The following is a 23,103-nucleotide window of genomic DNA, read 5'->3' on the forward strand; positions in this document are numbered from 1 at the left end:
CAAGCCTATTGTGCGACAATCTTTTAAGAAAAATTTAATTAAAATATGCTAGAATTTTAGAAATTTAAGGGCTACTTTAATCCCCCCCAAAGACCACATATTTAATCCGATGTGGGTAGGGGATTAGAGTAGCCCTTTTTTATTAAAGGTTTATAGGGCTAATGGGATACTAATTAAATTTTGCCATGATTAAGCCAATAAATTAAAATTAGTCGATGTTCTTTAATGGACGCTCAATTCATTTGTTCTGTTTCTGTCGCATTACTAACCATCAATTTCAATTTCTTCATTGCACTTATGTATGCATTAATTACCTCTTGTTTCGTTAAATTTAAAATAGAAGCTATTTCTTCAAAAGAATATTCATATCTTTTGTATTCTTGTTGTATAAACCACTTATCTGGTGGCATTGGCTTATTTGCCCTCTTGACGTGCATGAAATATTTGCGTTTATATCTGACTTCTAAGCTATCATAGAATATTATACTAGTATGGAAGTTTAATTTCACAAAATCTCTTATTTTCATATTTTGTAGCGCAAAATTATCTTTAGGCTTTTTCATTATCTCCCCCTACAGTGGCATATGAAAAACAAAAAAGCATTATTAGAGTCAAAGACATTGGAATATTTATTTGATGATTAATTTTATGCTTGTTTAATTTGTGAAATAGTATTTGGGAACGCAGAAGTTTTACTATTTACTATAGCCCATATTTGTTGTAATCTTTTTGAGTTTTTGTTTTCCATTTTCGCCCTTTAAGTAAAATATGGAAAAATTCTATTGTTTAAAATTACACAAAAATAACAGAATTTAAAAAATAGGCAAATTTTATTTCTTATTGAAATATACTCCTGAATACTAACTTATTTCATACGGCTTTTAAATTTGATAATACAATATTGTCTGACATAAATAAGTATGGCTATGAATAAGCTGGAAATGCAATCTGGAGTAAGTTTAATGTGCGGGAGATTTATAAGGAAATTTATGTGGGCAATGTAATTATGAAGGTTTTTATTCCCATTAAAAATGTTTTTCATTTATTATTTTTGTGTAATTTTAAATAATAGAATTATGCAATTTTTTGAAAAAGGCTATGTTTGCAAAAACAATTCTTACTAATGTTGATAATTGCCGCATTATTGTGTATGCAAAGTGACTATTTCTATATAGATTTTAAGCGCAGTCGGCACTGTTATTATGTGGCTAAACACAGACAAGAGGAAAAACAAAAAGGAGCGGAAAAGAAAGAATATATTAGTAATTGCTCAATCTTTGTGGATTCAATACTTCGGTTAGGATTGTGTTTTATTGTAAGTATTATAGGAGTAAATTATGGGTGTATTTTGGTTCATCGCAGAAGATAGTGCCTATTATCAAAATCTTTCTTTGCTTCGTGAAGAGTATAATATTCAGACTTTGACTCCTTTTCCGAGTATGGAAGAGATAAAGGCACAAATAGGACAAGATTCCTTTGCTTTTATTGCTCCTTACTATCCACCCAAAGAGATTCATCAATTATTCACAATTAAAACTCTCCCCAATAAATATGGAATCTTAACCACGCAAGAGTATTTTTCAAATGTTACAGAAAGTAAAGCTTTAGAAAATCGCTTAGGATTATCAGTAATTGATTCACCTTTTACTTTGCAAGATATAGGGGGAGCAACAGCATTAAAAAAATATACCGCTCAACTTTTAAAAGCAGAGGAACAAGGCTATAAAGCAAAAGGAGTTTTTTTAGTTGGGATTCCGGGCACTGGTAAGACTTTCTTTCCTAAATGCTTTGCAGGGGAGCTAAAAAGAATGCTAATTGCATTAAACCTTTCTCAAATTATGGAATCTGATTCGCCTATTCTTAAGTTGAATACTATTTTTGAATATCTACACCAAAGAGCCATAGATTATCCACAAGAGAAGTTTGTGATTCTAATTGATGAGATAGAAAAGATGATAGGCAATGCTACTGCAAAAGAAAAACAAATGCTAGGAAGACTTTTAACCATTCTTAATGATATTAACACCCCCGCTTGTGAATATAAATTTAACGCTATTTTCTTTGCTACTGCAAATGATTTGGGTTCAATTCTAGCAAATAACCCAGAGTTCTTAAGACGAGGGAGATGGGACGAGCTATTCTTTATCAATCTACCTACACACGAATATGCAATAGAGATGTTTGAGATTTACATTAAGAAATACAAATTGGAATTTGCATTAGAAATTATGAATTTAGATGAAATCTTTGCAGAGATTGAAAATAAATATCAAAAAGAAAATACTATTGCTAATCGCTTTCCTTATACACCTGCAGAGATTGAAAACTTTTGCAAAAGATTAGACTTTGTTAAAAAAGCAGAGGGAGAGAACTTTAAAAGAGAGGATATTATAGAGTGCGTAGAAATGATTATTCCGCTTACGAAATCGGCACAAGATGGATTAAACAAAATGGTGGCTCAAAGAGAGTTATTTATAGAGATATAGAAAGGAGAATGCGATGAATGAATTTGAATTAACACAAGAAGAAATGGAACTAGGGGTTAGGATTGAAAAGAAAATGGATACTTATATGCTTTTTGATAAAAACAATAACTCTTGGAATTTAAACAAATTCACAAAAGACGAAGCTATTAAAGCGTCTAAAACTCTTGTGGATTGTTTTCTTTGCAGAGATTGTGTAAATTGTAAAGATTGTTGGTATTGTGAGGAATGTTCAGATTGTATTAATTGTCGTATATGTAGAAATTGTAAGAATTGTGTGAGATGTTATAAATGTGAAAACTTACAAGATGCGCATCGTTATATTAAAAATAAACTTGATGAAATTTATTGGGGAGAACAAGAACAAAACAATACAGAATCCACATCTAAACAACAAAAAAGAGTGAGGAGATAGAATGAAAATAAACAATATTGCAGAAATAAAAATAAAATCAGTGGATTTTTTTAAACAAAAAGTGAACATTCTGGAGGGGAAAATGGTGAGATCAATCGGATACAACCCTGATTGTATTGTTGAAATAGTAGAGGCTAAAATAGCGTGGAAGCACCAGAAAATCTCTTAGATAAAGTTGGCAATATCCACAAAACTTTAAATTGTTAGGGGGCAAAAATGAGACTCAAAGAGAGTTATTTATGGAGGGATAGGAGAACGAATGAAAATAGAAGAGTATTTTGCATTATATGAAAAGCTAAAGACAAATAAGGCGAACCAGCCTTTAAAGCAATTTTGTTTTTTGGATAAAAGGACAAGCCTTATTAAGTATTTAAAGAACAAAAAAAGCTTTATCATTAAGAATATTAATTATTCTTTTTTTCATAGCGATGAGCCTTATTTGTTAAGTGTTTTTGCAGATCGGGATATAAATTTTATTCACATTAATATTAAAAAATTGCCACCTAACTTTGATAGCTTACAAGAATATGAAAATTATCTTGCTATTTATGGCACATTTGCGGTTTTAATCAATCAAAGCTTTCAAATAGAAGATTTGAATGATTCAAGACTTAATATCTACATTAAAGATTTCTTGGAAGATTTAACTTTCAAAATTTATTATGATGAATCTTTTAGGCTAAATCTACAAGACCATATTAACAAAGGAAATAGCGTCTTGAAATATGTTTATGCGTATGGATACGATTATTTGTTTGTATTATTTAAAGCTTATTTTCAAGAAAAGTTAGAGTTTGGCTTCTTGATTCAAGCCTTGAATATTGATGAAAATGAATTAACAAAGCTTTATAAAATGTATGAAAGTAAAATTTTGATAGGAGAGAGCAGTGGAATCTAGAGATTTTGATTTGAGAGTAGTAAAAAATGGCGTTTTGATTAAAGATTTAAAATATGAAGAAATAAAATCTGATAATTTTTTTCATCAAAAACCTGTCATTGATATTGAGCTTTATATGGGATTTAAAGATTGTAACAAAATTAAAATTTTTGATGGAGATATTTTGTTAAACAGAATCACAAACCAAGAGCGTATTGTGAAATACAAAAAGGGAACTTTTTATATTGGAGTAGAACCATTATATTCTTTTTTGCTTAGTTTAGAAAATTTCACTAATTTTAATAGCGAAATTGATGAGATTTTACCAAATTTTGAAATTGTTAATAATATTCACAATAAATAAGACTATGAAAAAAGAAAAAATTGGTATCATTAAAGACGATAGAGTTAAAGAATTAACAGAAAATTATGTGTGGCTTAGTATTGAAAAATTTTGCGAATTAAAGGGGATTAGCAGAACGACATTGTGGAGAAAAATCAAAAAAGACAAAACGCTAATCACAAAAAAAGAAAAAAATAGAATATACATAAAGATATATACAAAAGAATGCGATTCAACTTGTTTTATTGATGATGAAAATTGTTTAAATTTTATTGGACATCACTAAAAGCTTTGAATAGCAGGTATTGACTAATAGGCATTCTGTATTTTTGTGCTAATTCTTTTAATTTAATTTTATCCTCTTTTGTTACATATACATTAATAATACTTTCTTTTTTATGCATAGAAACACTCCCTTTCGGGCGTCCCACCTTTTTTGGTTCTTTAGCTACAGAAGATGTTTCTCCTGTAGCTTCATTTATAAATGATTGTGCCTTATTTGTTTTAATTTTATTGTATGGATTCATTATTTTTCCTTTAAAATATTATTTAATTCTTTAAAAAAATCTAAAAAATTCTTTTTTGCTTTAGAATCACTCATTTCTGTGATTGTTTTACCCTCAAAAATGGCACTTTTAAATGCCTCTCTCTCAAAAATTATACTTTTTGCCAAAATAAAATCTTTAAGATTCTTTTCCGTCAAGTATTCTTGCAGTTGAGAAATTTTTTTCTCTAGAAATGGGTTTGGAGATGCTCTAGAGATTACAATTAAAGGAATCAAGTTTTCGTTAATGATTTTAGCTTCCTCAATGATGTTTATCATTTTTTCAAAAACAGATATATCCAAAGCGCTTGGAACGATAGGTACTATAACTACATCGGCAATAATTAAAGCCTGTCTCATCTCTTTAGAGTCTCTGCCGCCTGTGTCAATCACAACCATACCATATTTTTCTTGCAAATTTTTAATCTCTTTTGCTAGAGTGTCTCCTAATTTGGAGAGAGAATTAAAAGGCAATTCTAAATTTTCATCTCTGAAATTTAAAAAGTGCTCTATGCTTCTTTGTGGGTCAGAATCAATCAAGATTACATCTTTTCCCTCTTGTTTGAATTTTGAAGACAAATTAATGGCAAGAGTGCTTTTGCCACTTCCACCTTTTTCATTTACAACAGCGATTACCATATCTAAATCCCAATTTAATTAAAATATTTTTTAATTATATTAAAAATTTATTTAATTTTTTATTAAATATTTAAAAACTATTTATTTAATTTTTTAAAACTTTAAATAAAATATTTTTTAATTGTTAAAAAATATTAAATTACATTTTAAAAAATATTATAAAAATATTTTATAGCAATTAAATAAATACTTAATAAAATATATATTAATGTTACTAAAGTGCAATATTAAAATTATCTTAGTTTGTTTCAAATGTAATACTCTAAGCAAATTTTAATTTTTTTCTCTCTCGTTTTTCCTACAATTCAACCAAAATTCAAACACTAAAATTGCGTAAAAAGGATAAAAAATGAGTGTAGTAACGGAGATTAACAATATCTATGAATTCTCCAAAGTAACAGAAAATGAGGAATTTAAAAATTTTGCCAATCACCTTAAATGTTTTTGTGAATCCAATAAGGAACAGACAAACATTAATGACATAGAATCTTTTAAAGATTTAATTAAAAAAGAACTTAACGATGATTCAAAATACAATGAATCTCTCTTATATCTGGTTGAAACGCTAGAAAAAGAGGGTTTTATTGAAAACGAAAAGTTTTATAAAAATTTTCAAGAGCATTTAAAAGCCAATAATGAAGAACTCCAAGAAGGAGAGGACTTAGGCGACACATTGCAAAGTGAGCTTCTAGTTAATGCTAGACTATCAGAGCTTAAAACACAGCAAGATGAATTAGAATCTCAAGAAAATAACGATTTAAATCAAAATGATGAAAGTTTTGCGGAAAACACGCAAAATAATCAACTCTTAGATTCCAAAGAAGAACATCAAGGCACACGAGTTAGCCCACAAGATATGATACATTATATTAAAGATGAGAATAGCATAATGTATCCTTTTCACAAAAAAGATACTTTAGAAAACCCCGCCTTTCTATCAGCGTTTTATTCTCATCTCAACACAAAAAGTAATCAGGAGCTAGAAGCTTTAATAGAGCAAGTTAGGGCTAAAAATGAAGCATTAAGAAAAGAGCTAAAAGAATTGCAACAAAACAAAGAAAATCTACAAAACACATTGCAAAGTGAGCTTCAAGACAATGCAAACTTAAGCGAAGAGCTAGAGCAAAAGAAAAAAGACACGAAAGAAAACGAAAGCACACAAGAAAATGTTGCTAAAGAAGCACAAGCGCAAGAATCACAAGAAAATCAAACCCAAGAGCCACAAGAACAAAAACCACAGAATGCTTATGCCGAGATGAATGCAAAATTAGATGAAGCAGAAAAATTGAGTGGAAAAAATGATGAAAAACAAGAAAAAATAGAACCACAAGAGCAACAGGGTGAAAAGCAACAACCACAAAGCTCTTATGCTAAGCTCAATGCAACATTAGATGAAGTGGAAAAAGTAAGCGCAGAGAGCGATGAAAAACAGAAAAAAATCAGACAGCAATATGCCATTAAAAGAGCGCAAGAGAGACGCGCAGAAAAAGAAAATGAAGTAGAATCTGATGTTGCGGCGTTTGAAATGGCAATGGGCTTAACTCAAGAAACACAACAAAGCCAAAGCAAAGCAAGGAAGCAAAAATGACACAAGTTGCTAAAATGATTTTAAATGAACTTCCTATCTCTCCGACCATTAACGAGAAAATAGAGTTTATTAAATCATCAAAGCTTGATTTTAAAGATTTTAATAGCTTTAGGTTATTACTTAATTCTTTAGAGGGATTTGAGCCTAGCTCTAAACTTTCCCCGAATGAATACAAAGCACAAATCAATAGGCGTATAGGTGCTTTTTTAGAAAGACTAAATGTTTTAGAGGAAAAAATAAAAAACACACAAAACTTGGAAATAGAACAAGAATCCAAACCCAACGAAGCTTTAAGTAAAGATGATAATAGAGAAGATTCTTTAAGCGACAGAGCCAAGTATTTTTATTTACTTGCAGAAATTGAAACTTTTGCAAACAAAGAAGAGCAAGATTCACAAACTTTAGGAAAATTGCTAGAAAAGACAAGCGAACTTTTATTAAATGCGGAAAATTTAAATGATGACGAAATAGACACGCTAGAAGAAACAAAAGAATCTTTGCAAGAATATTTCATTCATTTAAAACAGAACGAAGAGGAAAAAGAATCCTCAAATACATTGCTTAGCAATGAGAATGAAGAATTACAAATTTTAGAGTCGCAAAGCGATGACACAATGAAAAATGTGTCTGAATCTCAAAAGGATTTACCCCAAAGCAACATAAGATTTGATGAAGCCAAACAAATACTTATGGTTGGTGATGATGTTTATCGTATGGGAGCAGATGGATTTGTGTATAAAATATCTAACTATGGAGGCGAAAATCAGTTTTCTGAAAAAAATCAAAAATTAAATCCCCAAAATTTGAAACTTGATGATATGTATAGAGAACATCTTGAGGGATTAGGAATTAATGTTGATGAAATATTTAAAACTCAAGATTCCAATTCACAGCATACAATAAAGACTTCTAAGACTTCTTTGTTTGATGATGAGGAAGTAAAACCCCCAAAAAAGAGAATGAGTTAAAAGGAGGCGCGGAATGGGCGAAAAATTAAAAAATATTACAGAGGCTTTTAAAAACAATGTTAATGGCAAAACAAAAAACATTTTATTCCTAGTTTTAGGGATTATAGTTTTAGTTCCTTTGCTTTTATGGCTACTCAATGGCGAAGAAAATGTGGATTTATCACAATCTTTTGAAAAAACACAAGAGAAAGAACAAGAGGAATATATCCCCCCAAAACTTGATAATCCTTTCAAGTTAAACAAAGAATCACAAGAGCAAGAGCAGGAAACAGCAGACCCTTTGAAAACGCAAAACCAAGATTCTAATTTAGTGGATAATTCTAAAGATTCTTTAGCCTCTTTTGCAAAAGACAATCAAGAATTAGAAGTGGAATCCAAATTAAAGGAATTGCCAAATGCTAATGCTAATGTCTCTCAAGAGGAAGCAATAAGAAAAATTGCTAAAACGCAAAAGCCAAAGGATATGATAGCCTTTTTAAAAGAAATTCAAAATGAAATAGAGCTTGAAACAAATTCCTTTAAATATGATTTAAAAACTTATCGGGCTGGAGATAAATTTTTAGATTTCTTTTTAATTGAAAGCATAACAAACAATTTTATTCGCTTTGAAGATACTGATTATGCTTATAATTTACGCTTTTTAGGAGAGTAAATGAGCATCACAGAATTAATCGTTAATTTAAGAGCGGAAGTGGCAAAGCTCAATGCAATGGTTAAAAGAATCAACGAGCAAATCAATGAAATAGAATCCCTATGTGAAAAAGAGGGCTTAACATCAACAACAATCAAAAGGAATCACAAATGAAAAGTATCAAATTTTTAGCACTTTGCGCTTTATTTAGCTGTAATTTAGCCTTTGCCAATAGTTTTTATGAGCCCAATTCTAAAAGTTTTAAAGATGGTTTTGAGGCAGGGCTTAAAGCTTTAGAATTTCAAGCGAAAAACGATGGATTTCAACCTAAAGAAATTCCGATTCTTAAGCCCTATATTTTAGTCTTTGATATTAGTAAAACTCCACTCAATGAAGTGCTTTTTTTACAAAATATTGCTAGTAGAGAGGGTTTCAAAACGCAATTGACTAAGAATTTTTTATCCTTTGGGGAGTTTGAGAGAGAAGCAGACGCTAAAGAATTGGAAAAACAGCTTTTAGAGCGTTTCAAAATTAAAACCAAAGTTTTAAAAAACACAGATAAAATTATCACTTATCCTTATTTATTCACAGATTTTTTTCAAGCGTTGTTAAATAAGGCAAGAGATGAGGGGATTTTAATTGAGACTAAAATCATTGAAACAAAACCTAAAATCACAAGAAAAGCTATCTCCCAAACGCCTAAAAATTTAGCCACAAAAAGCATAGAATTTAAAAACTCTAGGGCAATGAGTTATTATTTGCGTGGAGAGTTAGATTCTAAAAATATCTTTGAAAATGGTTTGATTCCAAGCAAAATTTATCCTTTTGGTGAAATGATTAAAACTCCGCAAGGTGAAAATTTTGTAAAGGTAAAGGATAAGAATTTATATTTTAGCATTGAAGATGTGTTTATTAAAGGGGAGTAAAATGAGTAAAAATATTCTCTTGTTTGCTTGTCTTTTATCCGCTTTTGTAGTGGCTGGGTGCAGTTCTAAAGTGCAGACAAACAAACTTCCTGATTCTAAACAATACCATCTACCAATTGTAAATTCAGAACGCACTCTAAGCATTAATAAAAAGGAAAAAGATTCCTTTGAGAGTGCTTTAGAAGACTTTTTCTTACAAGATTTTGTTTATGAGGAAGCCAATGGTGTAAGAAGCAAGATTCCAAACAAAGATATTTATCAAATTGGATTAGAGCGAGGACATTTTCAATGAGAAGTAAAAATCAAATTCTTATCATCTCTTTTTTGTCTCTAATGACTCTTAATTCCTTTGCTAATGAAAATGCCAATATTTCTAAAAACATTATAGAATCGGCAAGTGAGGGTAGAAATGTTGTTAAGGAGCAGGAATTAAATCCCATAGATATTAATAGGGAAAAGGATAAGGCATTTTATAGTGAAACAATCCTAAATTGGCATTACGCGCTTCAAAAAGAAAATCTAAGAGGCAATGAGTTTTTAGGAAAAACAAGTGAGAATCTTTTAGTGCGCAATGTTAAAGACGCAGAGATTCCAAAAGAAAACGACAAAGACAAAGCAGTAGAATCTGTTAATGTTAAAGGATTCTGTTTTATAGATAAAGAGATTAATGCAGGAGTGCAACCTGCTAGTATGAGAGTAGAGTGCAACACGAATGTTGGCTTTATTACTCTTTTTGCAAATCTTGTCAATGTTAATGAAAAACTCTCTTTAATGGCTGACCCCAAATACATAGAAAAAAACAAAGTGCGATTCAAAGTTCAATCTGCGGTTGTCTTGAATGAGGAAAAAACGAGTTATAACCTAGCCACCTATGTGAATGATAGAAAAATAGAGGAAATTGGCTGGAATTCTCTAAGTTATTCAAGCGATGAGATAAAAAGTGCTACGAATGAATACTTAAAGGCAATGCAAGAGAGCAAGAAAAAACAAGAAGTGCAATACGCAACCACAACAGATGGCGCAGGAAATGCCTATATGCAACCTATCCAAACGACAAATACAGAGAAGCCTGACCCAATGGATTATTTTGCAACCGCTGGAGTTAATATTGTTGCTGATATTGTAAAAAGCACCGCAGAAGTGTTCAAAAAAGACTTACCTTACCTTTACCAAATTGTCCCACAATCAAAGATTTGGATTGATTTACAAGTGGAAAAAGAGGGGGTGTATGTTAAATGATGAATGGAGATTTAACCACAGCAGAATCTTTTATACATCTTTTTGTTCTTTTTTCAGCATTCTTTGTAATTGGAGTTCTCCCATTAATTCTCCAATGGCAAGAAAATAAAAAAGAGCGTAGAAAACTAAAAAAACACAAAAGGAGATAAAATGAAATTTTTAAAAATTGGCACAACACTTATTTTTTTAAGCTCTCTAGCTTTTGCGACTTCCACAGAGGATTTTTTCTATCAAAGAGGCTATGAAAATGGATATGCAAGTGGATATGAAAGAGGGGTGCAAGAAGCATTTAAAGAAGCAAAAGCAATGCTTAGTAAATACTCCGATTCTCTAAAAAGTTATGAAATCGGTAAATATTTAATCAAAAATCAAAACCTAACTTATCCACAAGTATGGCAAGAAGTAGGAAGCGATGGTGTTTTAAAATTAAGAGTGTTGCCAAGTGAAATCAAAAAAGAACTCAATGTAGAATCTCTTTTTACTAAGTTTGCAACAATCCCAACTTTAAAAGAAACGCCACAGACAAGCCTAAGTTTAAGTGTAGAAGAACAAAATGCTGTTCTTTTAAATAGTCGTGATTCTAATATCAATCATCTAACCCAAAGCGTAAAAGAACAGGCAAACAAGCAAACCTTGCAGATTAAAAAGAATGCAAAGAATTTAGATATTCTAAAAAGAGCCAATGTCGTGTTTAGTGATGAAGGAGATTTTTATAATGTGCTTTTCTTTACAAAAACCGAAAGACAAGATTTTTGTAGGCAGTTTGAAATCTGTAAATAACTCTTAAAAAGGAAAATAGATGAAAACAATCAGAGCGAAAAAGAATCTTTTAATTAGTGCATTGTTGGCAACTTCTCTTTTTGGTGTGAATGCCAATGCGATTGATTTAGATAGTGTGGTAGATAAGGCACTAGGAAGTGCAACAAAAGCTTTAGATAAAAAATTTAACAATCTTTTTAGTGATTCTCTAAGTTTAGGGCAAACTTGTTATAACATAGACAAAGATTTAAACCTGAATAACTTAGATGTTTGCCAAATTGCTGGGGAATTAGATAATTTAAATGTTAATGTTTGCTCCCTTATAGGCGGAAAAGGGAATAAGAATGTTTATCCAATTAGTGGGGCAAAAAGCCTTTGTAACAACAAAGCAAGAGAGTTTGAAGACATTATCAGTGGAACAATTAATGATACGATAGAAAACTCCGCAATCAACGCCGAAAACTTAGATTTTAACAATAAATTATCCAATGGCAAAACCCTAAAAGAGCATTATAAAAGCTGGGATTTAAACAATATCTTAAAAGATGATTCTGTAATTTCAAACTATTTAAAAAATGGCAACACAAAAGCTATCTCTGTCTTTATGGATTATTCTAAAATCAGCAAAAAGAATATTAAAGACATAAAGGTAGAGGATTTAAAAGCACCTGCAACAATGGAGGATTATAGACGAGGTGTCATTGAAAATGCAAACTCTTATAAAAATTTTTTAAAAAGCACCAATTTAAATAGCGTGTCCTCTTTGGCTAAATCAAAAATGCAAAATAATGAGGACAAGGCTAAATCTGCTAAAGAAGTGGTAGAGGGCGTTAAAAAAGAATTTGACTTAGCAAAAAATGCAGAAATTGCTTACACTTTAGCAAATTCCAATTATAAAAAGATTCCAATTCCTACACAAGAGTATGTCAAAAGCCTAAGAATAGATTTACAGCCTGAAGCCATTGCAGAGATTAGAAAGCAACAAGCCTATGAAAGCGCAATCACAAATCAAATCACAGAAAAGTGGGAGAGAAAATACACTCTTGCAAAGCTTTTAGCGGATAAAGAAGCAATTTTAGCTCAAGAATTTGATGAGGAAGAAGCAAAGGCAGAGATAGAGCAGATTGTAGCAAGTGCTGGAGGAAGTGGAAGCAGTAGTGGTGGAAGCGGTGGTTTAGTTGGTATTCCTTAAAAAGATTCTAATAGTAAATAAGGATAGAGAATGGACGAAGTGATTTCTAAAAAACAATACACGCTTAAATTAAAGCCTATTTATTTTCTTGTTACAAAAATAAATTTGGTAACTTTGCTTGTTTGTTATTTTTTTCTTGATACACAAACATTTTTAATGGTGTATCCTGTTTTAGCATTCTTGCTTTATCGCTTTGCCTTTAAAGAGAATAAACTTAGCAATCCTTACTCTATCTTTCTTTTTCAAAAGTGGAGTAGTTTTTATAAGTTAGTAAGAGGTAGAAAATGATTATAATCAAATCTTTTTTCTTGTTTTTGCTTCCTAGTTTTATCCTAGCTAACCCGATAGATTCTATGAATGATAAGATTTTAGAATTAAAAGATTTAAGCGATAAGCAAAACACAAGCATAGAAAAGAATAACAACGCAAAAATAGATACTCTAACACAGAAACAAAAGACTCTTTTTCTTTTAAAGCAAAGCAATCAATTAATTTTATTAGAACATAAAATAGGAGCTAACAATGGGGAATAGTGCTTCTCAACTCATCGCTTCAGCCTTTATATTTGGCACAGCATCTTTAGTGTTTGCCACAATGCCTTTTTTATTTGTGTTATTGCGTGGAATTTTTAAGGCTAATTCAGGACATAACGCACATTCTAGCTCTATTCTTTCTGTCTTTGCAATGGCTTTCTCTGTGCATTTTGTTTCTTGTATCGGTTTTATGATGTTAATTAAGATTTTAGATGCACTCAATGCAGTGTATGAAAGCAACTATTTGCAGAATAAAATCTTTGGAATCTTTTGGGCTAGGGGAGAAGACAAAGTCTTTTCTCTAAGTGGAGCTAGTGGAGGATTTGAGGATAAGGGATTATATTTGCAACTCCATTTAGTGCAAAGTGCTTGTGATTGGATGTTTTTGCTAATGTATTGGGTTGTTTTTATCGTTGCTTGTGCGTATGGATTAAGAGAATCCAAAAAAGATGTAATGCACAGCAATGTAATGCAAATGTTTGTTTGGTTACTTATTGCTAATGTTGTGGGTGCTTTTATCTTTTACCTTTGGGCTAAAATTGCAAGTTTGGCAATGTTTATTCCTGATGGCGATATAGTAAGCAAAATTATTGAGGGATACAAAGGAATCTTATGATAGTTCTTATATTTTTTATAGTCATTGCTGTGGTGTTATATCTTAATTCTCAAAACTTTTTTGACGCGCAAGAGTTATTAGAGAATGCAACTTATATTGTGGGACTTAGTGCAGTATTGATTTATGTGTTTTTATGGATTAGTGATTTTGAAAGCGAAAAGAATCTCTATTTCTTGGCTTTAATTCCATTGTATGCGGTGAGCATTTATTTAATCAAAGAAAAAACAAAGTCTAAGCCATTAGATGTGATTGCAAATCAGCAGAGATACTTTAATGAAGTCAAAGCAAAGGATATTATCAAATACTACTCTGTAAGAAAAGATGTTAAAAACAATAGAGTAGAAGCACTTGTCAATAAACACAGCAAAAAGCTTATTAAAAATGGAGTGATTGTCCCCCAATTCTTCCTAAATTTTAAAGAAATAGAACCTACAAAAATCCAAAGCATTCAAGAGCTTGAAAACTCTAAAGTCTTTAGTGTGATTTTTAAAAAAGTGCAAGGATTTATTTCAGATTTAGAAGCAAGAGTAGATTATGAAAAAACATTGGTAGAAAATGGCAATTATGCAGAGTTTTTCTTAATGGATTTGTGGGAGAAATACACTTATAAATTTAATATCTCTTTAGCAAATTTGGATATTTTAGCCACCAATTTAAACGAAAAAGAGTTGCTCGGAGCATTAGACTTGCTGAATCTTAATTGTGTCAAGCTTAAGGGTGCAGTGTTGTATTACAAGTTTATTCAGTTTAAAGATAGAATCAAAGACTTTGTAAAAGAGGAACAAAATGTTAATCCTAAAGAAGAAGGCTTTGATGAAAAATATGCTAAAGAAAACGATAGCGATAGGACAAGGTATGAGGGGCAGTAATTTGAGCTTTGGTTACAATTTGCTATAATCTAAAATAAAATAAAAGGAAATTTAATGACAAGGCTAAGCGATTTAAGCTTATTGCAAAGAGAAGAGTTGTTTAAAACTTTGCGTATTAGTATAACGCACCATAGTAATGCCATAGAGGGAATCTCTTTAAGTTATGGTGAAACAAAAACATTACTTGAAACAGGTAAAACTGCTAACAACAAGCCTATTGATGAACAACTCATTATTTTAGGATTTGCAGAGGCTTATGATTTAATCATTCGTGAAGCAAATGATAAAAGCAAAGCATTAGATAGCTCTTTTATAAAAGATTTGCATTATTTGATTTTTTCCAACGCACAAAGGGTGAGTCCGCAACTGATAAGAAAACCTATTGGAGCATATAGGACAGATGAAGCAAGAATTGTAGGCGCAGAGATAGAGCTTGCATCGCCACACAAAATTTCGCAAGAAATTGAAAACTTGTTTTATAGATTTCCAAGCAATCAGCTAACCTTAAAACAAATTGCCGAGTTTCACACACTTTATGAGAGAATCCACCCCTTTGCCGATGGTAATGGGCGCACAGGCAGACTTTTAATGAGTTTTCAATGTATTCAAAATAATCTCATTCCGCCACTTATTGAAAATGAAAATAGAAGTAAATATTTAGAATGTCTCAATGCTTGTCAAAACGATAATGGCTTGGAACAATTTGTTTTATTTTTAGAATATTGCCAAAAGAGAAGTTTGGGGTTAATAGAACAAACACAACATTTGCAATCTATTAATTGCGGTATTCAAACTTTTTCTCCAAATCAAAACTTAGATGAAAAAATACAAACCCTAGAATCCAACCAACAAAGCATTCAACAAATGCAAAATATAAAAGATTCAATGCAAGAAAACACAAAGGATTTTATACAAGATTCCGAGACAGAATCTAAAAAAGAAAAACTCAAAACAAGGAAAAACAAATGAAAACACTATTGACCGCAATTCTTTTAACTTTAAGCATTCCTTATTTTAGTTTTGCTTGTGGGGGTTGCACAGATTCTTATTTGGGTAGTCAAATGGCAGAACAGGGAAAACAATCTTATAATGTGGAAGAGCAAGAAATTTTTACAGAAATTGAGACATTGAATGCATTTTTAGATAGTGAGATTATTAAGACACAAGAAAGTGCGTTGAGAGAAAATGAGATTCTATTAAGCCTAGAGAAAAACAAAAATATCAATGAAAAGAATCAAAACTTCTATTTCAAGCAACAAAATGAAATTCAAGGCGTTATCAATACAATTAAGGCTGTGAAAGAGTAGAATGGAATTTAAAAAAAGGAAGTAATTTATGAGTTGGACAGAAAGATTATATAGAGATGAAGACGGAAAGGTGGATATAGAACCAAGATGTATTCCTGAAGATGAATCAGATTTACTGAAAATTTGTGGCGGAAATGATTATGATGTTTTTATAAGAGGTAATAAATTTATTGCTAGAAGTTGTGGAAACCACCACGAAGCAATCTTTGATAATTTCAGAGAATTAGAGGAATATGTAAATTTTGATTATTATTGTGAAATGGAGGAAAGGATAGCTAACAGAGAAGTGGAGAGAGAAAGCCGACCAAAAAAGAAAAAAAGAGATAATTAAATATAAAGACAAAAATTCAAAAGGAGGAATAAATGGAAATAATAAAAACAGATGTCAAGCATTTTAAACCCAAGCAATATACGCTAGTAGAATACTTAAGTCAAGAGGAAGTTCCTAAAAAATTCCTTTTAGTGCTTATGTATATTGGAATCGCGCTTTCACTTCTTGCTTCATTTATCGTGAATAATTTTAATATTTCGCTTTATCTTTATGTCTCTGCAATCTTAGCTTTTTCTTGCGGAATCGGACTTTATCTCTATGATGAACCAAAAGACACTAAAGAGGCTGTAATTCCAAACGAAACAGGTAAAGACTATCTCTTATGTTTAGGAACTGAAGTAAAAAAATTCTATGGAGATGCTGTAAAAAGTGGAAAAGCTCTCAACAATAAATTACGCCCCATTCTTATTAACGCTGAAACAATGAAGCGACACTTTCTTTGTATGGCTACCATTGGTGCTGGTAAATCGGTTTTAATGAAAGGATTAATAGAACAATATGTATTGCTTGGTGGCGGTATGATGATTGTAGATGGAAAAGGAACAGATGAATTTGCAAAAGAAATCTATGGGCTTGTAGCAAGTTTAGGGAGAGAAGACGACTTTGTGTATTTGAATTTCTTAGATATGGATAACACGCACACAATTAATCCTTTACTTAGTGGTGGAGCTTTGAGTATTTATGAAATTCTAATTGCTTTGCTTATTGGAGAAGAAAACGAATGGAAAGAAAAGCAAAAAGAGTTTATGAAGTGTGTTTTAAAGCTTATGGTGTATAAAAGAGACAATGAAAAAGACTTCATCTTTGATTTCTCCGCACTTACAAATATGATGAGCTTAACCACGCTTGTTAGAACAGCGATTGATTATAAGCATTTAGCTCACGACAATATAGGCATTATGGACTTTGTAAAATATGTAAGCTCTACCATTGAAGTAGATATTCAAGAGTTTTTAAATGGCAATAAAAACGATAAAAAATGGGTTGATGAAATGTATAAAAAAACAAGTGGAGATGGACAAGGAATCTATGATGTCTCTGTTTGTGTTGGTGCTTGGAGAAATGTTTTAACCAACTTAAGCTCTGACTATGGTAGAATCTTCAATGCCCCTAATCCTGATATAAGTTTATGGGAGGCAACGCAGAGAAATAAAATCATTTTCGTTACACTTCCTACAATGGATTCAGATACTACCCCAAAAGAACTTGGACGATTGCTCTTGGGACTCATTAAAGGAGTTGCGGCTCAAAAAGCAAAATTTGCAAAAGAACCAAAGATTCCTTTTACTTGCTTTTTAGATGAGTTAGGAAGTTATGTCATTGAGGGATTTGGACGCTTAGAATCTAAAAGTAGAAGTCTTGGAATCTCTATTTTTCCTTTCTTTCAATCTCCCGCACAAATTGATGTGGTAGCAAAGAATGATTATGAAAGAAAAGAGATTATAGATGTAACAGGCGTTCATATTTTAATGAAGAATATGCACCCCGAGACGACAGAATTTTATGCAAAAATGGTAGAAAAAATTAAAGTAATGAGTAGAGATTATGTGAAAAGAAGAGAATTCGTTAAAGGACAAGGAGCAGTAGAAGATACTTATAAAGTGGAGGAAAAAGACGCCATAGAGCATAACGAGGTTGTTAATATGAATAATGGTGAAATGATAATTTTTGCAAATGGTAAGTTACATCGCGCAATAGCTCAAGCAGAATCCTCACTCTTAGCAATGGGGAAAAAGACGACTTATCAAGGAATGAGTGATGAGAAAATCCCTTTGACACAATATGTGAATAAAAGAGAGTTTTTCAGCAAGGCTAAAGCGATATTAGAAAAAATGGAGGCGAGATAAAAGTAAAATTATGATTTATGTTCTTCCTCTATGTAGAGCTTGTATGTTGGATTTTGAATCATATTTGAAAATTGGTTTATTTGTTGTAGACGAACATTTAATTCAATACCCGCACTCACTCCAGCGTTATCTATTGCTTCTTGAATATTCTCTTCTGTGATTTCCTCCACTTTTAAATGTTTATTGTTTTGATGTATGGGCATATTCCATTCTTTACTTTTTATCAATAACTCTTTTCGCTTTGCAAAAGGCAAATCATTTGGTATTCGCTTATTTAGTCTATATTTTTCTAATTCCCACAAAATAAGCTCTTTTGCATTTTTTAGTTGTTGCAAAAAAGCCTCCTCTTTAAACTCTGGTTGTTTTGCAATATAATCATCAACCGCTTTCTCTCCATTTTCTTTAATGCTTTTTAATTTAGCATAAAGTCCATCTTCGTATTTTACAACAAAAGGACTTTCGCTAAAAATAGGCTGGTTGTTTTGAATTAATTCTCTTGAAATAATGGGTTGTTTCACTGAAAAGATTGAAGAGCCAAAATTAAAATCAATATTGGATATATTCTCAAATTCAATCTCTAGAGCGTAATTTTTATAATAAATATTCAATAAATAGAGTGCCGCTAAAGCCCCGATTAATGCTTTTATATTTCCTTTATGTAAAGAATAAAATTTATCGTGTTTCACCGCCTGATAGGCTTCTGCCCAATCAATTCCCTTTTCATAAGCTTTTTGCAATGGTTTTAGAATTTTATTTTCTTCTTTTGTAAAATAAAATAATGGAGAAACTACCATAACAATTTTATTGTCGGTATTCCATTTATCATTAATAAGTTTTAAACAATCTCTATCAAAATAAGGTTTTTTATCTCTAGGCTTTTCGCCATCATTTTTAAAATACAATTCTTTTGCAATAGATTCTATCTCTATGCAACAGCACACTAATAAATCTGCTATAAAAGGAGAAAATGTCTCTAATTGAGTATTGCAAGACTCTTCTCTCCCGCGTATAATCTTTACATCTGTAAAATAAATATATTTTGAGACTTCAAGAATTTCTTTTTCTAAATTAAGGTAGGTTTGCCAAAAAATGTTTGATTTATTGATTGAATATGTTGCGACATTGTTAGACATTCTATTATTCCCTCATATTCAAGAATTAGAATTGCTTTCGTTGTATTCTTTTAGCAATGTGGCTTTTCTAAGCTTGAGTTGTGCTTCCTCAAATTCAATTTGAGCAAGTTCATAATTTATATTATCGCTTTTTGACTCTTTCTCTTTGCTATTTTGCGTTTCCTCTTGTTTCTCGCTAACGATAATATTTGCAGTTCTTTCATTTACATTAGTATCATCTATGATTTCTATATTATCAACTTTATATTTTTCTGCATTGTCAAGCAAATCTTCTCCATCTTTATAAGTTGTATCAATGGAGGAACTTTTTGTAACTTTGTTGTTTTCAAAATCAAAATCTGTAACAATCGTTTGTCGCAATTTTTTAATATCCCTAAAGCTTCCCTTTCCAATAATATTTGGATTAACATAATAAGAATCTCCAACAAAAGATTGGAATTTTTGTTTTAATTCCATAGTATCAATTTTTAAAAGAATTTTCTTTTCAATTAAACCTTTGATGGCTCTTGATATAACGGAAGAAGATTTATTGTCAAAACAAATACTAAGATTTTTTTTAAATGTTGAATCAATGACTAAAGCATTTTGGTAATCTATTTTTTTTAGAATGAAAAATAATGTTTTAAATTCAAAACCATCTAACTTTTTTCCTAAATAATCTATATTTTCAACAAATAATTTCACAAACTCATCTTGTGTTTTTACTTGTATAGAATAACTTTCGCTACTTAAAACTTCACCTGTTAAATGATTAATATATTGCTTCTCTTTAGCAATTAAAGTTTTTCTATTTCGGTCTTTTAAATTTAAATCCTTAATGCTTACATCTTGATTTTGCTCATTTTTCTGCATTTTTAACGCTTCAATATCCATTTTAAAAACCTTTTAAGTTGGAATTTGTGAAATATCTACAATATTTTAACATAAATTATAATTTTTGCGCAATTTTCACAAAAAGAATTGCTAATTTTTCACAAAATAATCATTAAAACTTGCTTAGTTTGTTTCAAATGTAATACTCTAAGCCAATTTTAAAACAAAGATTTTTGTTTTTTCCTACACTTCCTCTCGTAAAAAAATTAAAAGGAGAAAAAATGAAATTAGGTGTTTCTACAACAGAAATTATGCAAACAGAAATGGGCAAAGACTTTGTTGAAGCTAGACAAAAAGCGGAATCACTAGAACAACATTATAAAGAAAATGAAATTGGTGAGCAAGAAGTTATCGCTTGGAATTCCTATAAACTAAAGAATGGAAAAAGCCCTTATGCTGAAGCCATTGAAAAAGCTTTCAATAAAATGCTTGAAAGAGTAATCCCCGAAGATGCAATTCTTTCTACAAGATTCCAAAATTGGATTACAAAAGAAAGAAACACATTAATGGTGGATACCAAAATCAACAAAGACAAATACTTTAGAGAACAAGTTGATTATGAAACAGGCATCATTACAACCAATCTAGGCAACGCGCTGATTCAAGCTAAAATGGATTACTTAAACAATAAATTAGCTATTTTGGAAAAATCTTTCAAAAAGCATATGGCAGACAATCCAGAAATTGCTTTTGCTTCCAAAGAACAGCTTGAAAAATGGCAAAACTACTATGCTTCTCAAGCCCAAAAAGTAAATCAAATTTTGGAAAGTGGCGACTATTCTTATTATGACAAGAAAGACAAAGAGGGCAATGTCATTAAAGAGGGAACGCAAGAGGACGCGCTAAAACATCAAGAGCATATTGGAAATCTTATGAATAAGATTGATGGCGCACAAGCCGAGCAAGAAAACCGCGTCAATAGCACACAAACTCAACAAGCAGAAGCCCAAATGGATTATGTTGGGAATGCACTAGAGCAGAACAAACCAAAGCATAGGCAACAATAGCCTTTATGCAGGGTTTATCCCTGCTATTTATAAGAGTGGTATTGTTGATAATAATCCTCCACGAATGCAATCAATCAATATCACTCTTATGAATACTTAGGGAGGAATGCGATGATTTTAGAAATTTTTAGCACCAAAAATTCATTAGAGTGCCAAACAACTTATTTAGACAGCAAAGAAGAAATGATGAATAAAGCCATTAGCCTTTTAAATAGCAATCTTTCAGGAAATAAAATCATAGAAATTTTTTTAAAAACAGAATCTCGCAATGAAGTGAATTGCTTTGGCAATGGCGAAATTTATTTATGGAATCCCACAAATCAAAGTCTAACACAAAAATATCCGAGTTTATTTTAAAGGAAAAATATGGAAACTGCAACGCTAGAAGATTTTAAAGAAATACTCAATAAATCTTATAAAAAAGAAATAGAAATAAGATGTGGTTATGTCGGCAGAAAAGAGCTAGAAATTCTAAAATATTTAAAATATGATTTATTACATTTAAAAGATGAGCTTTTTAATGAACGCGATGAGCTTACGCTTTATAAACTAGCCGAACAAGTAGAGGATTTTACAGAGGGAGATGAATACAATCCCTTTAAAGATTATCCTTTGTGTGATGCGTTAGATGGAATTTATCACGATTATAGTGAGCTTTGTGCTAATTATGCAGAGGGGCTAATTGATAAATCACAAATAGATTTAAGCGATTTAGATTCCTTAAGAACATTTTTAGCGCAAAATATGATAACCACCATTTTAAAAGATTACAAAAGAGACATAGAATATTTTATGTATGAAAACCATACGCCTTATTACAATAAAGAATCTTTGATTGATACTTTAGAGCAAGAAACGAATGATTTACCTTTTGAAATAAAAATAGACTTTGATAGAAACCCTAAATGCGAAGAAATAATTGAACTAGATTCCATTGCACTATCTGAGCAAAGCAGAGAAGAATTAAAAGAATTTTTAAAAGAAAACAACGAATGGGAAAGTGATTATGGCGAAATTGATAATTTTCTATGTCTCAATGAGTTAAAAGAGGAAATAGAGCAAGAATTCCAAATTAGAACAAGAAAGAATCGCAGATGAGTGATAAAGAATTAGAACAAGAAATTTTAGCCTTAGAAAATGAAGTTAAAAGATTAGAAGATTCTACCAAAGAGATAATCCAATCTATCAAAGAAAGAATCCAAAACCTTAAAGATATTGCTTGGGATAAACAGAGCAAAAAAGAAAGCGCACAAATGTTTAATGTCTTACAAGGAGAAAAGGAATCTACACAAGTTAAAAGTAATGTAGGAGATATAAGAGTAGATAAAGACTTTATGCAAAAAGAGATTCAAAAACACTTAGATAATCCCGAATTAAGAGGTATGGTAACTACGCAAGAAATGCTTTCTTTTCCTAAAGTGGCTAAGAATGTGGGGGCGGAGTATGAAGAAAAACATAAAAACTATACTTGGAAAGCTAAAGCGAATGATAAAAGTGTTATTGCTTATGGAAGTAGAGAATATACTAAAGACAACAAAGAAACCAACAGGCTTTTAACTACACATAGTAAGACAGAATCCAATCAAAGGTTGGCAGAAATGGATAGGCGTGGTCATCCCTATCATTCCATATTTAATGACTTCAATTTTCGCAAATCCGCCAACTCGGCTATAAATTCGCACGATAGAACGAAAACAAATACCCTAACAACACAAGGGTCAAACGCCACGAGCATTGCTAATGAAAATATAGCACAAATCAAATCAAAAAGCAAAGACTTTAATCATCTATCTATAAGCCAAAGACTAGATATTTTAGAAAAGAATCAACAATCCATTATAGGTATGCAAAACACAAAAGATTTACAACAACAAAACAAGGATTCTATAAACATAAAACAAGAAACAGAATCTAAAAATTCTAAGAATCAAGAATCCCAAATGAGAATAAGAAAGAACCACAGATAACAACAAAGGATAAACT

At 31.0% G+C, this 23,103-nt stretch carries 32 protein-coding genes; 27 read left to right on the forward strand and 5 right to left on the reverse strand.

Annotated features, from left to right (window positions below; all coding sequences use genetic code 11):
- Positions 1 to 233: 233 nt before the first annotated feature.
- Entirely contained in the window at positions 234 to 563 is a 330-nt protein-coding gene (locus tag MKD52_RS08320) for a hypothetical protein (RefSeq protein WP_242099983.1), read from the reverse strand.
- Between the two features lie 774 nt (positions 564 to 1,337).
- On the opposite strand from MKD52_RS08320, the gene MKD52_RS08325 reads away from it, so the two are divergent.
- From MKD52_RS08325 to MKD52_RS08350, 6 genes are all read left to right on the forward strand, one after another.
- A complete protein-coding gene (locus MKD52_RS08325; RefSeq protein WP_242099984.1) occupies positions 1,338 to 2,486 on the forward strand; it encodes an AAA family ATPase in 1,149 nt (382 codons plus the stop codon).
- Positions 2,487 to 2,499: 13 nt separating this feature from the next.
- Positions 2,500 to 2,898 (forward strand): hypothetical protein, encoded by a 399-nt coding sequence (locus MKD52_RS08330; protein WP_242099985.1) that lies wholly within the window; start codon positions 2,500 to 2,502, stop codon positions 2,896 to 2,898.
- Position 2,899: 1 nt separating this feature from the next.
- Positions 2,900 to 3,067 (forward strand): hypothetical protein, encoded by a 168-nt coding sequence (locus MKD52_RS08335; RefSeq protein WP_242099986.1) that lies wholly within the window; start codon positions 2,900 to 2,902, stop codon positions 3,065 to 3,067.
- A gap of 90 nt (positions 3,068 to 3,157) precedes the next feature.
- Positions 3,158 to 3,796 carry a hypothetical protein gene (locus tag MKD52_RS08340; RefSeq protein ID WP_242099987.1) on the forward strand — a complete coding sequence of 213 codons (639 nt, stop codon included), beginning with the start codon at positions 3,158 to 3,160 and terminating at the stop codon, positions 3,794 to 3,796.
- Positions 3,786 to 4,139 carry a YopX family protein gene (locus MKD52_RS08345; protein WP_242099988.1) on the forward strand — a complete coding sequence of 118 codons (354 nt, stop codon included), beginning with the start codon at positions 3,786 to 3,788 and terminating at the stop codon, positions 4,137 to 4,139. The genes MKD52_RS08340 and MKD52_RS08345 overlap by 11 nt, the downstream gene beginning before the upstream one ends.
- A gap of 4 nt (positions 4,140 to 4,143) precedes the next feature.
- Positions 4,144 to 4,404 carry a hypothetical protein gene (locus MKD52_RS08350; protein ID WP_242099989.1) on the forward strand — a complete coding sequence of 87 codons (261 nt, stop codon included), beginning with the start codon at positions 4,144 to 4,146 and terminating at the stop codon, positions 4,402 to 4,404.
- Here the strand turns inward: MKD52_RS08350 and MKD52_RS08355 are convergent.
- Together MKD52_RS08355 and MKD52_RS08360 are read right to left on the reverse strand one after the other, a co-directional pair.
- Positions 4,388 to 4,645, reverse strand: coding sequence for a hypothetical protein (locus tag MKD52_RS08355; protein ID WP_242099990.1), 258 nt, complete (start codon positions 4,643 to 4,645; stop codon positions 4,388 to 4,390). The two genes, MKD52_RS08350 and MKD52_RS08355, sit on opposite strands and share 17 nt — an antisense overlap.
- Complete coding sequence (locus tag MKD52_RS08360; protein WP_242099991.1) at positions 4,645 to 5,301, reverse strand: AAA family ATPase; 657 nt, start codon at positions 5,299 to 5,301, stop codon at positions 4,645 to 4,647. The genes MKD52_RS08355 and MKD52_RS08360 overlap by 1 nt, the downstream gene beginning before the upstream one ends.
- Positions 5,302 to 5,650: 349 nt before the next feature.
- Between MKD52_RS08360 and MKD52_RS08365 the strand changes: the two genes are divergently transcribed.
- From MKD52_RS08365 to MKD52_RS08445, 17 genes are all read left to right on the forward strand, one after another.
- Entirely contained in the window at positions 5,651 to 6,889 is a 1,239-nt protein-coding gene (locus MKD52_RS08365; RefSeq protein WP_242099992.1) for a hypothetical protein, read from the forward strand.
- Complete coding sequence (locus MKD52_RS08370) at positions 6,886 to 7,857, forward strand: hypothetical protein (RefSeq protein WP_242099993.1); 972 nt, start codon at positions 6,886 to 6,888, stop codon at positions 7,855 to 7,857. Before MKD52_RS08365 ends, MKD52_RS08370 begins: the two co-directional genes overlap by 4 nt.
- A gap of 13 nt (positions 7,858 to 7,870) precedes the next feature.
- Positions 7,871 to 8,509, forward strand: coding sequence for a hypothetical protein (locus MKD52_RS08375; protein ID WP_242099994.1), 639 nt, complete (start codon positions 7,871 to 7,873; stop codon positions 8,507 to 8,509).
- Complete coding sequence (locus tag MKD52_RS08380) at positions 8,510 to 8,662, forward strand: hypothetical protein (RefSeq protein WP_242099995.1); 153 nt, start codon at positions 8,510 to 8,512, stop codon at positions 8,660 to 8,662.
- Complete coding sequence (locus MKD52_RS08385) at positions 8,659 to 9,414, forward strand: MAGE domain-containing protein (protein WP_242099996.1); 756 nt, start codon at positions 8,659 to 8,661, stop codon at positions 9,412 to 9,414. The genes MKD52_RS08380 and MKD52_RS08385 overlap by 4 nt, the downstream gene beginning before the upstream one ends.
- 1 nt (position 9,415) lies before the next feature.
- The gene (locus MKD52_RS08390) at positions 9,416 to 9,706 is read left to right on the forward strand and encodes a hypothetical protein (RefSeq protein WP_242099997.1); all 291 of its coding nucleotides are present in this window, start codon (positions 9,416 to 9,418) and stop codon (positions 9,704 to 9,706) included.
- On the forward strand, positions 9,703 to 10,653 hold the full coding sequence (locus MKD52_RS08395; protein WP_242099998.1) for a hypothetical protein: 951 nt from the start codon (positions 9,703 to 9,705) through the stop codon (positions 10,651 to 10,653). The genes MKD52_RS08390 and MKD52_RS08395 overlap by 4 nt, the downstream gene beginning before the upstream one ends.
- Before the next feature lie 150 nt (positions 10,654 to 10,803).
- The gene (locus MKD52_RS08400) at positions 10,804 to 11,433 is read left to right on the forward strand and encodes a hypothetical protein (protein ID WP_242099999.1); all 630 of its coding nucleotides are present in this window, start codon (positions 10,804 to 10,806) and stop codon (positions 11,431 to 11,433) included.
- Between the two features lie 19 nt (positions 11,434 to 11,452).
- Positions 11,453 to 12,604 (forward strand): hypothetical protein, encoded by a 1,152-nt coding sequence (locus tag MKD52_RS08405; RefSeq protein ID WP_242100000.1) that lies wholly within the window; start codon positions 11,453 to 11,455, stop codon positions 12,602 to 12,604.
- Between the two features lie 30 nt (positions 12,605 to 12,634).
- Positions 12,635 to 12,892 (forward strand): hypothetical protein, encoded by a 258-nt coding sequence (locus MKD52_RS08410; RefSeq protein ID WP_242100001.1) that lies wholly within the window; start codon positions 12,635 to 12,637, stop codon positions 12,890 to 12,892.
- Positions 12,889 to 13,137: a hypothetical protein gene (locus MKD52_RS08415; protein ID WP_242100002.1), complete on the forward strand. Its 249-nt coding sequence runs from the start codon at positions 12,889 to 12,891 to the stop codon at positions 13,135 to 13,137. The genes MKD52_RS08410 and MKD52_RS08415 overlap by 4 nt, the downstream gene beginning before the upstream one ends.
- Positions 13,127 to 13,753, forward strand: a complete 627-nt coding sequence (locus tag MKD52_RS08420) for a hypothetical protein (RefSeq protein WP_242100003.1) — start codon at positions 13,127 to 13,129, stop codon at positions 13,751 to 13,753. The genes MKD52_RS08415 and MKD52_RS08420 overlap by 11 nt, the downstream gene beginning before the upstream one ends.
- Positions 13,750 to 14,622, forward strand: coding sequence for a hypothetical protein (locus MKD52_RS08425; RefSeq protein ID WP_242100004.1), 873 nt, complete (start codon positions 13,750 to 13,752; stop codon positions 14,620 to 14,622). Before MKD52_RS08420 ends, MKD52_RS08425 begins: the two co-directional genes overlap by 4 nt.
- A gap of 54 nt (positions 14,623 to 14,676) precedes the next feature.
- Complete coding sequence (locus MKD52_RS08430) at positions 14,677 to 15,591, forward strand: Fic family protein (RefSeq protein ID WP_242100005.1); 915 nt, start codon at positions 14,677 to 14,679, stop codon at positions 15,589 to 15,591.
- Positions 15,588 to 15,929 carry a hypothetical protein gene (locus MKD52_RS08435; protein WP_242100006.1) on the forward strand — a complete coding sequence of 114 codons (342 nt, stop codon included), beginning with the start codon at positions 15,588 to 15,590 and terminating at the stop codon, positions 15,927 to 15,929. The genes MKD52_RS08430 and MKD52_RS08435 overlap by 4 nt, the downstream gene beginning before the upstream one ends.
- Before the next feature lie 28 nt (positions 15,930 to 15,957).
- Positions 15,958 to 16,260 (forward strand): hypothetical protein, encoded by a 303-nt coding sequence (locus tag MKD52_RS08440; RefSeq protein WP_242100007.1) that lies wholly within the window; start codon positions 15,958 to 15,960, stop codon positions 16,258 to 16,260.
- Positions 16,261 to 16,292: 32 nt separating this feature from the next.
- Complete coding sequence (locus MKD52_RS08445; RefSeq protein WP_242100008.1) at positions 16,293 to 18,107, forward strand: TraM recognition domain-containing protein; 1,815 nt, start codon at positions 16,293 to 16,295, stop codon at positions 18,105 to 18,107.
- 8 nt (positions 18,108 to 18,115) lie between these two features.
- On the opposite strand, the gene MKD52_RS08450 is transcribed toward MKD52_RS08445, so the two are convergent.
- Both MKD52_RS08450 and MKD52_RS08455 read right to left on the reverse strand, forming a co-directional pair.
- Complete coding sequence (locus tag MKD52_RS08450) at positions 18,116 to 19,240, reverse strand: hypothetical protein (protein WP_242100009.1); 1,125 nt, start codon at positions 19,238 to 19,240, stop codon at positions 18,116 to 18,118.
- 18 nt (positions 19,241 to 19,258) lie between these two features.
- The gene (locus MKD52_RS08455; protein WP_242100010.1) at positions 19,259 to 20,113 is read right to left on the reverse strand and encodes a hypothetical protein; all 855 of its coding nucleotides are present in this window, start codon (positions 20,111 to 20,113) and stop codon (positions 19,259 to 19,261) included.
- A gap of 221 nt (positions 20,114 to 20,334) precedes the next feature.
- On the opposite strand from MKD52_RS08455, the gene MKD52_RS08460 reads away from it, so the two are divergent.
- From MKD52_RS08460 to MKD52_RS08475, 4 genes are all read left to right on the forward strand, one after another.
- On the forward strand, positions 20,335 to 21,120 hold the full coding sequence (locus MKD52_RS08460) for a hypothetical protein (RefSeq protein ID WP_242100011.1): 786 nt from the start codon (positions 20,335 to 20,337) through the stop codon (positions 21,118 to 21,120).
- Positions 21,121 to 21,231: 111 nt separating this feature from the next.
- Positions 21,232 to 21,477, forward strand: a complete 246-nt coding sequence (locus MKD52_RS08465; RefSeq protein ID WP_242100012.1) for a hypothetical protein — start codon at positions 21,232 to 21,234, stop codon at positions 21,475 to 21,477.
- Between the two features lie 9 nt (positions 21,478 to 21,486).
- Positions 21,487 to 22,218 carry a hypothetical protein gene (locus MKD52_RS08470; RefSeq protein ID WP_242100013.1) on the forward strand — a complete coding sequence of 244 codons (732 nt, stop codon included), beginning with the start codon at positions 21,487 to 21,489 and terminating at the stop codon, positions 22,216 to 22,218.
- Positions 22,215 to 23,087 carry a hypothetical protein gene (locus MKD52_RS08475; RefSeq protein ID WP_242100014.1) on the forward strand — a complete coding sequence of 291 codons (873 nt, stop codon included), beginning with the start codon at positions 22,215 to 22,217 and terminating at the stop codon, positions 23,085 to 23,087. The genes MKD52_RS08470 and MKD52_RS08475 overlap by 4 nt, the downstream gene beginning before the upstream one ends.
- Positions 23,088 to 23,103: the final 16 nt, after the last annotated feature.

The sequence above is a fragment of the Helicobacter sp. CaF467b genome (genome assembly GCF_022664765.1).
GTDB lineage: Bacteria > Campylobacterota > Campylobacteria > Campylobacterales > Helicobacteraceae > Helicobacter_D > Helicobacter_D colisuis.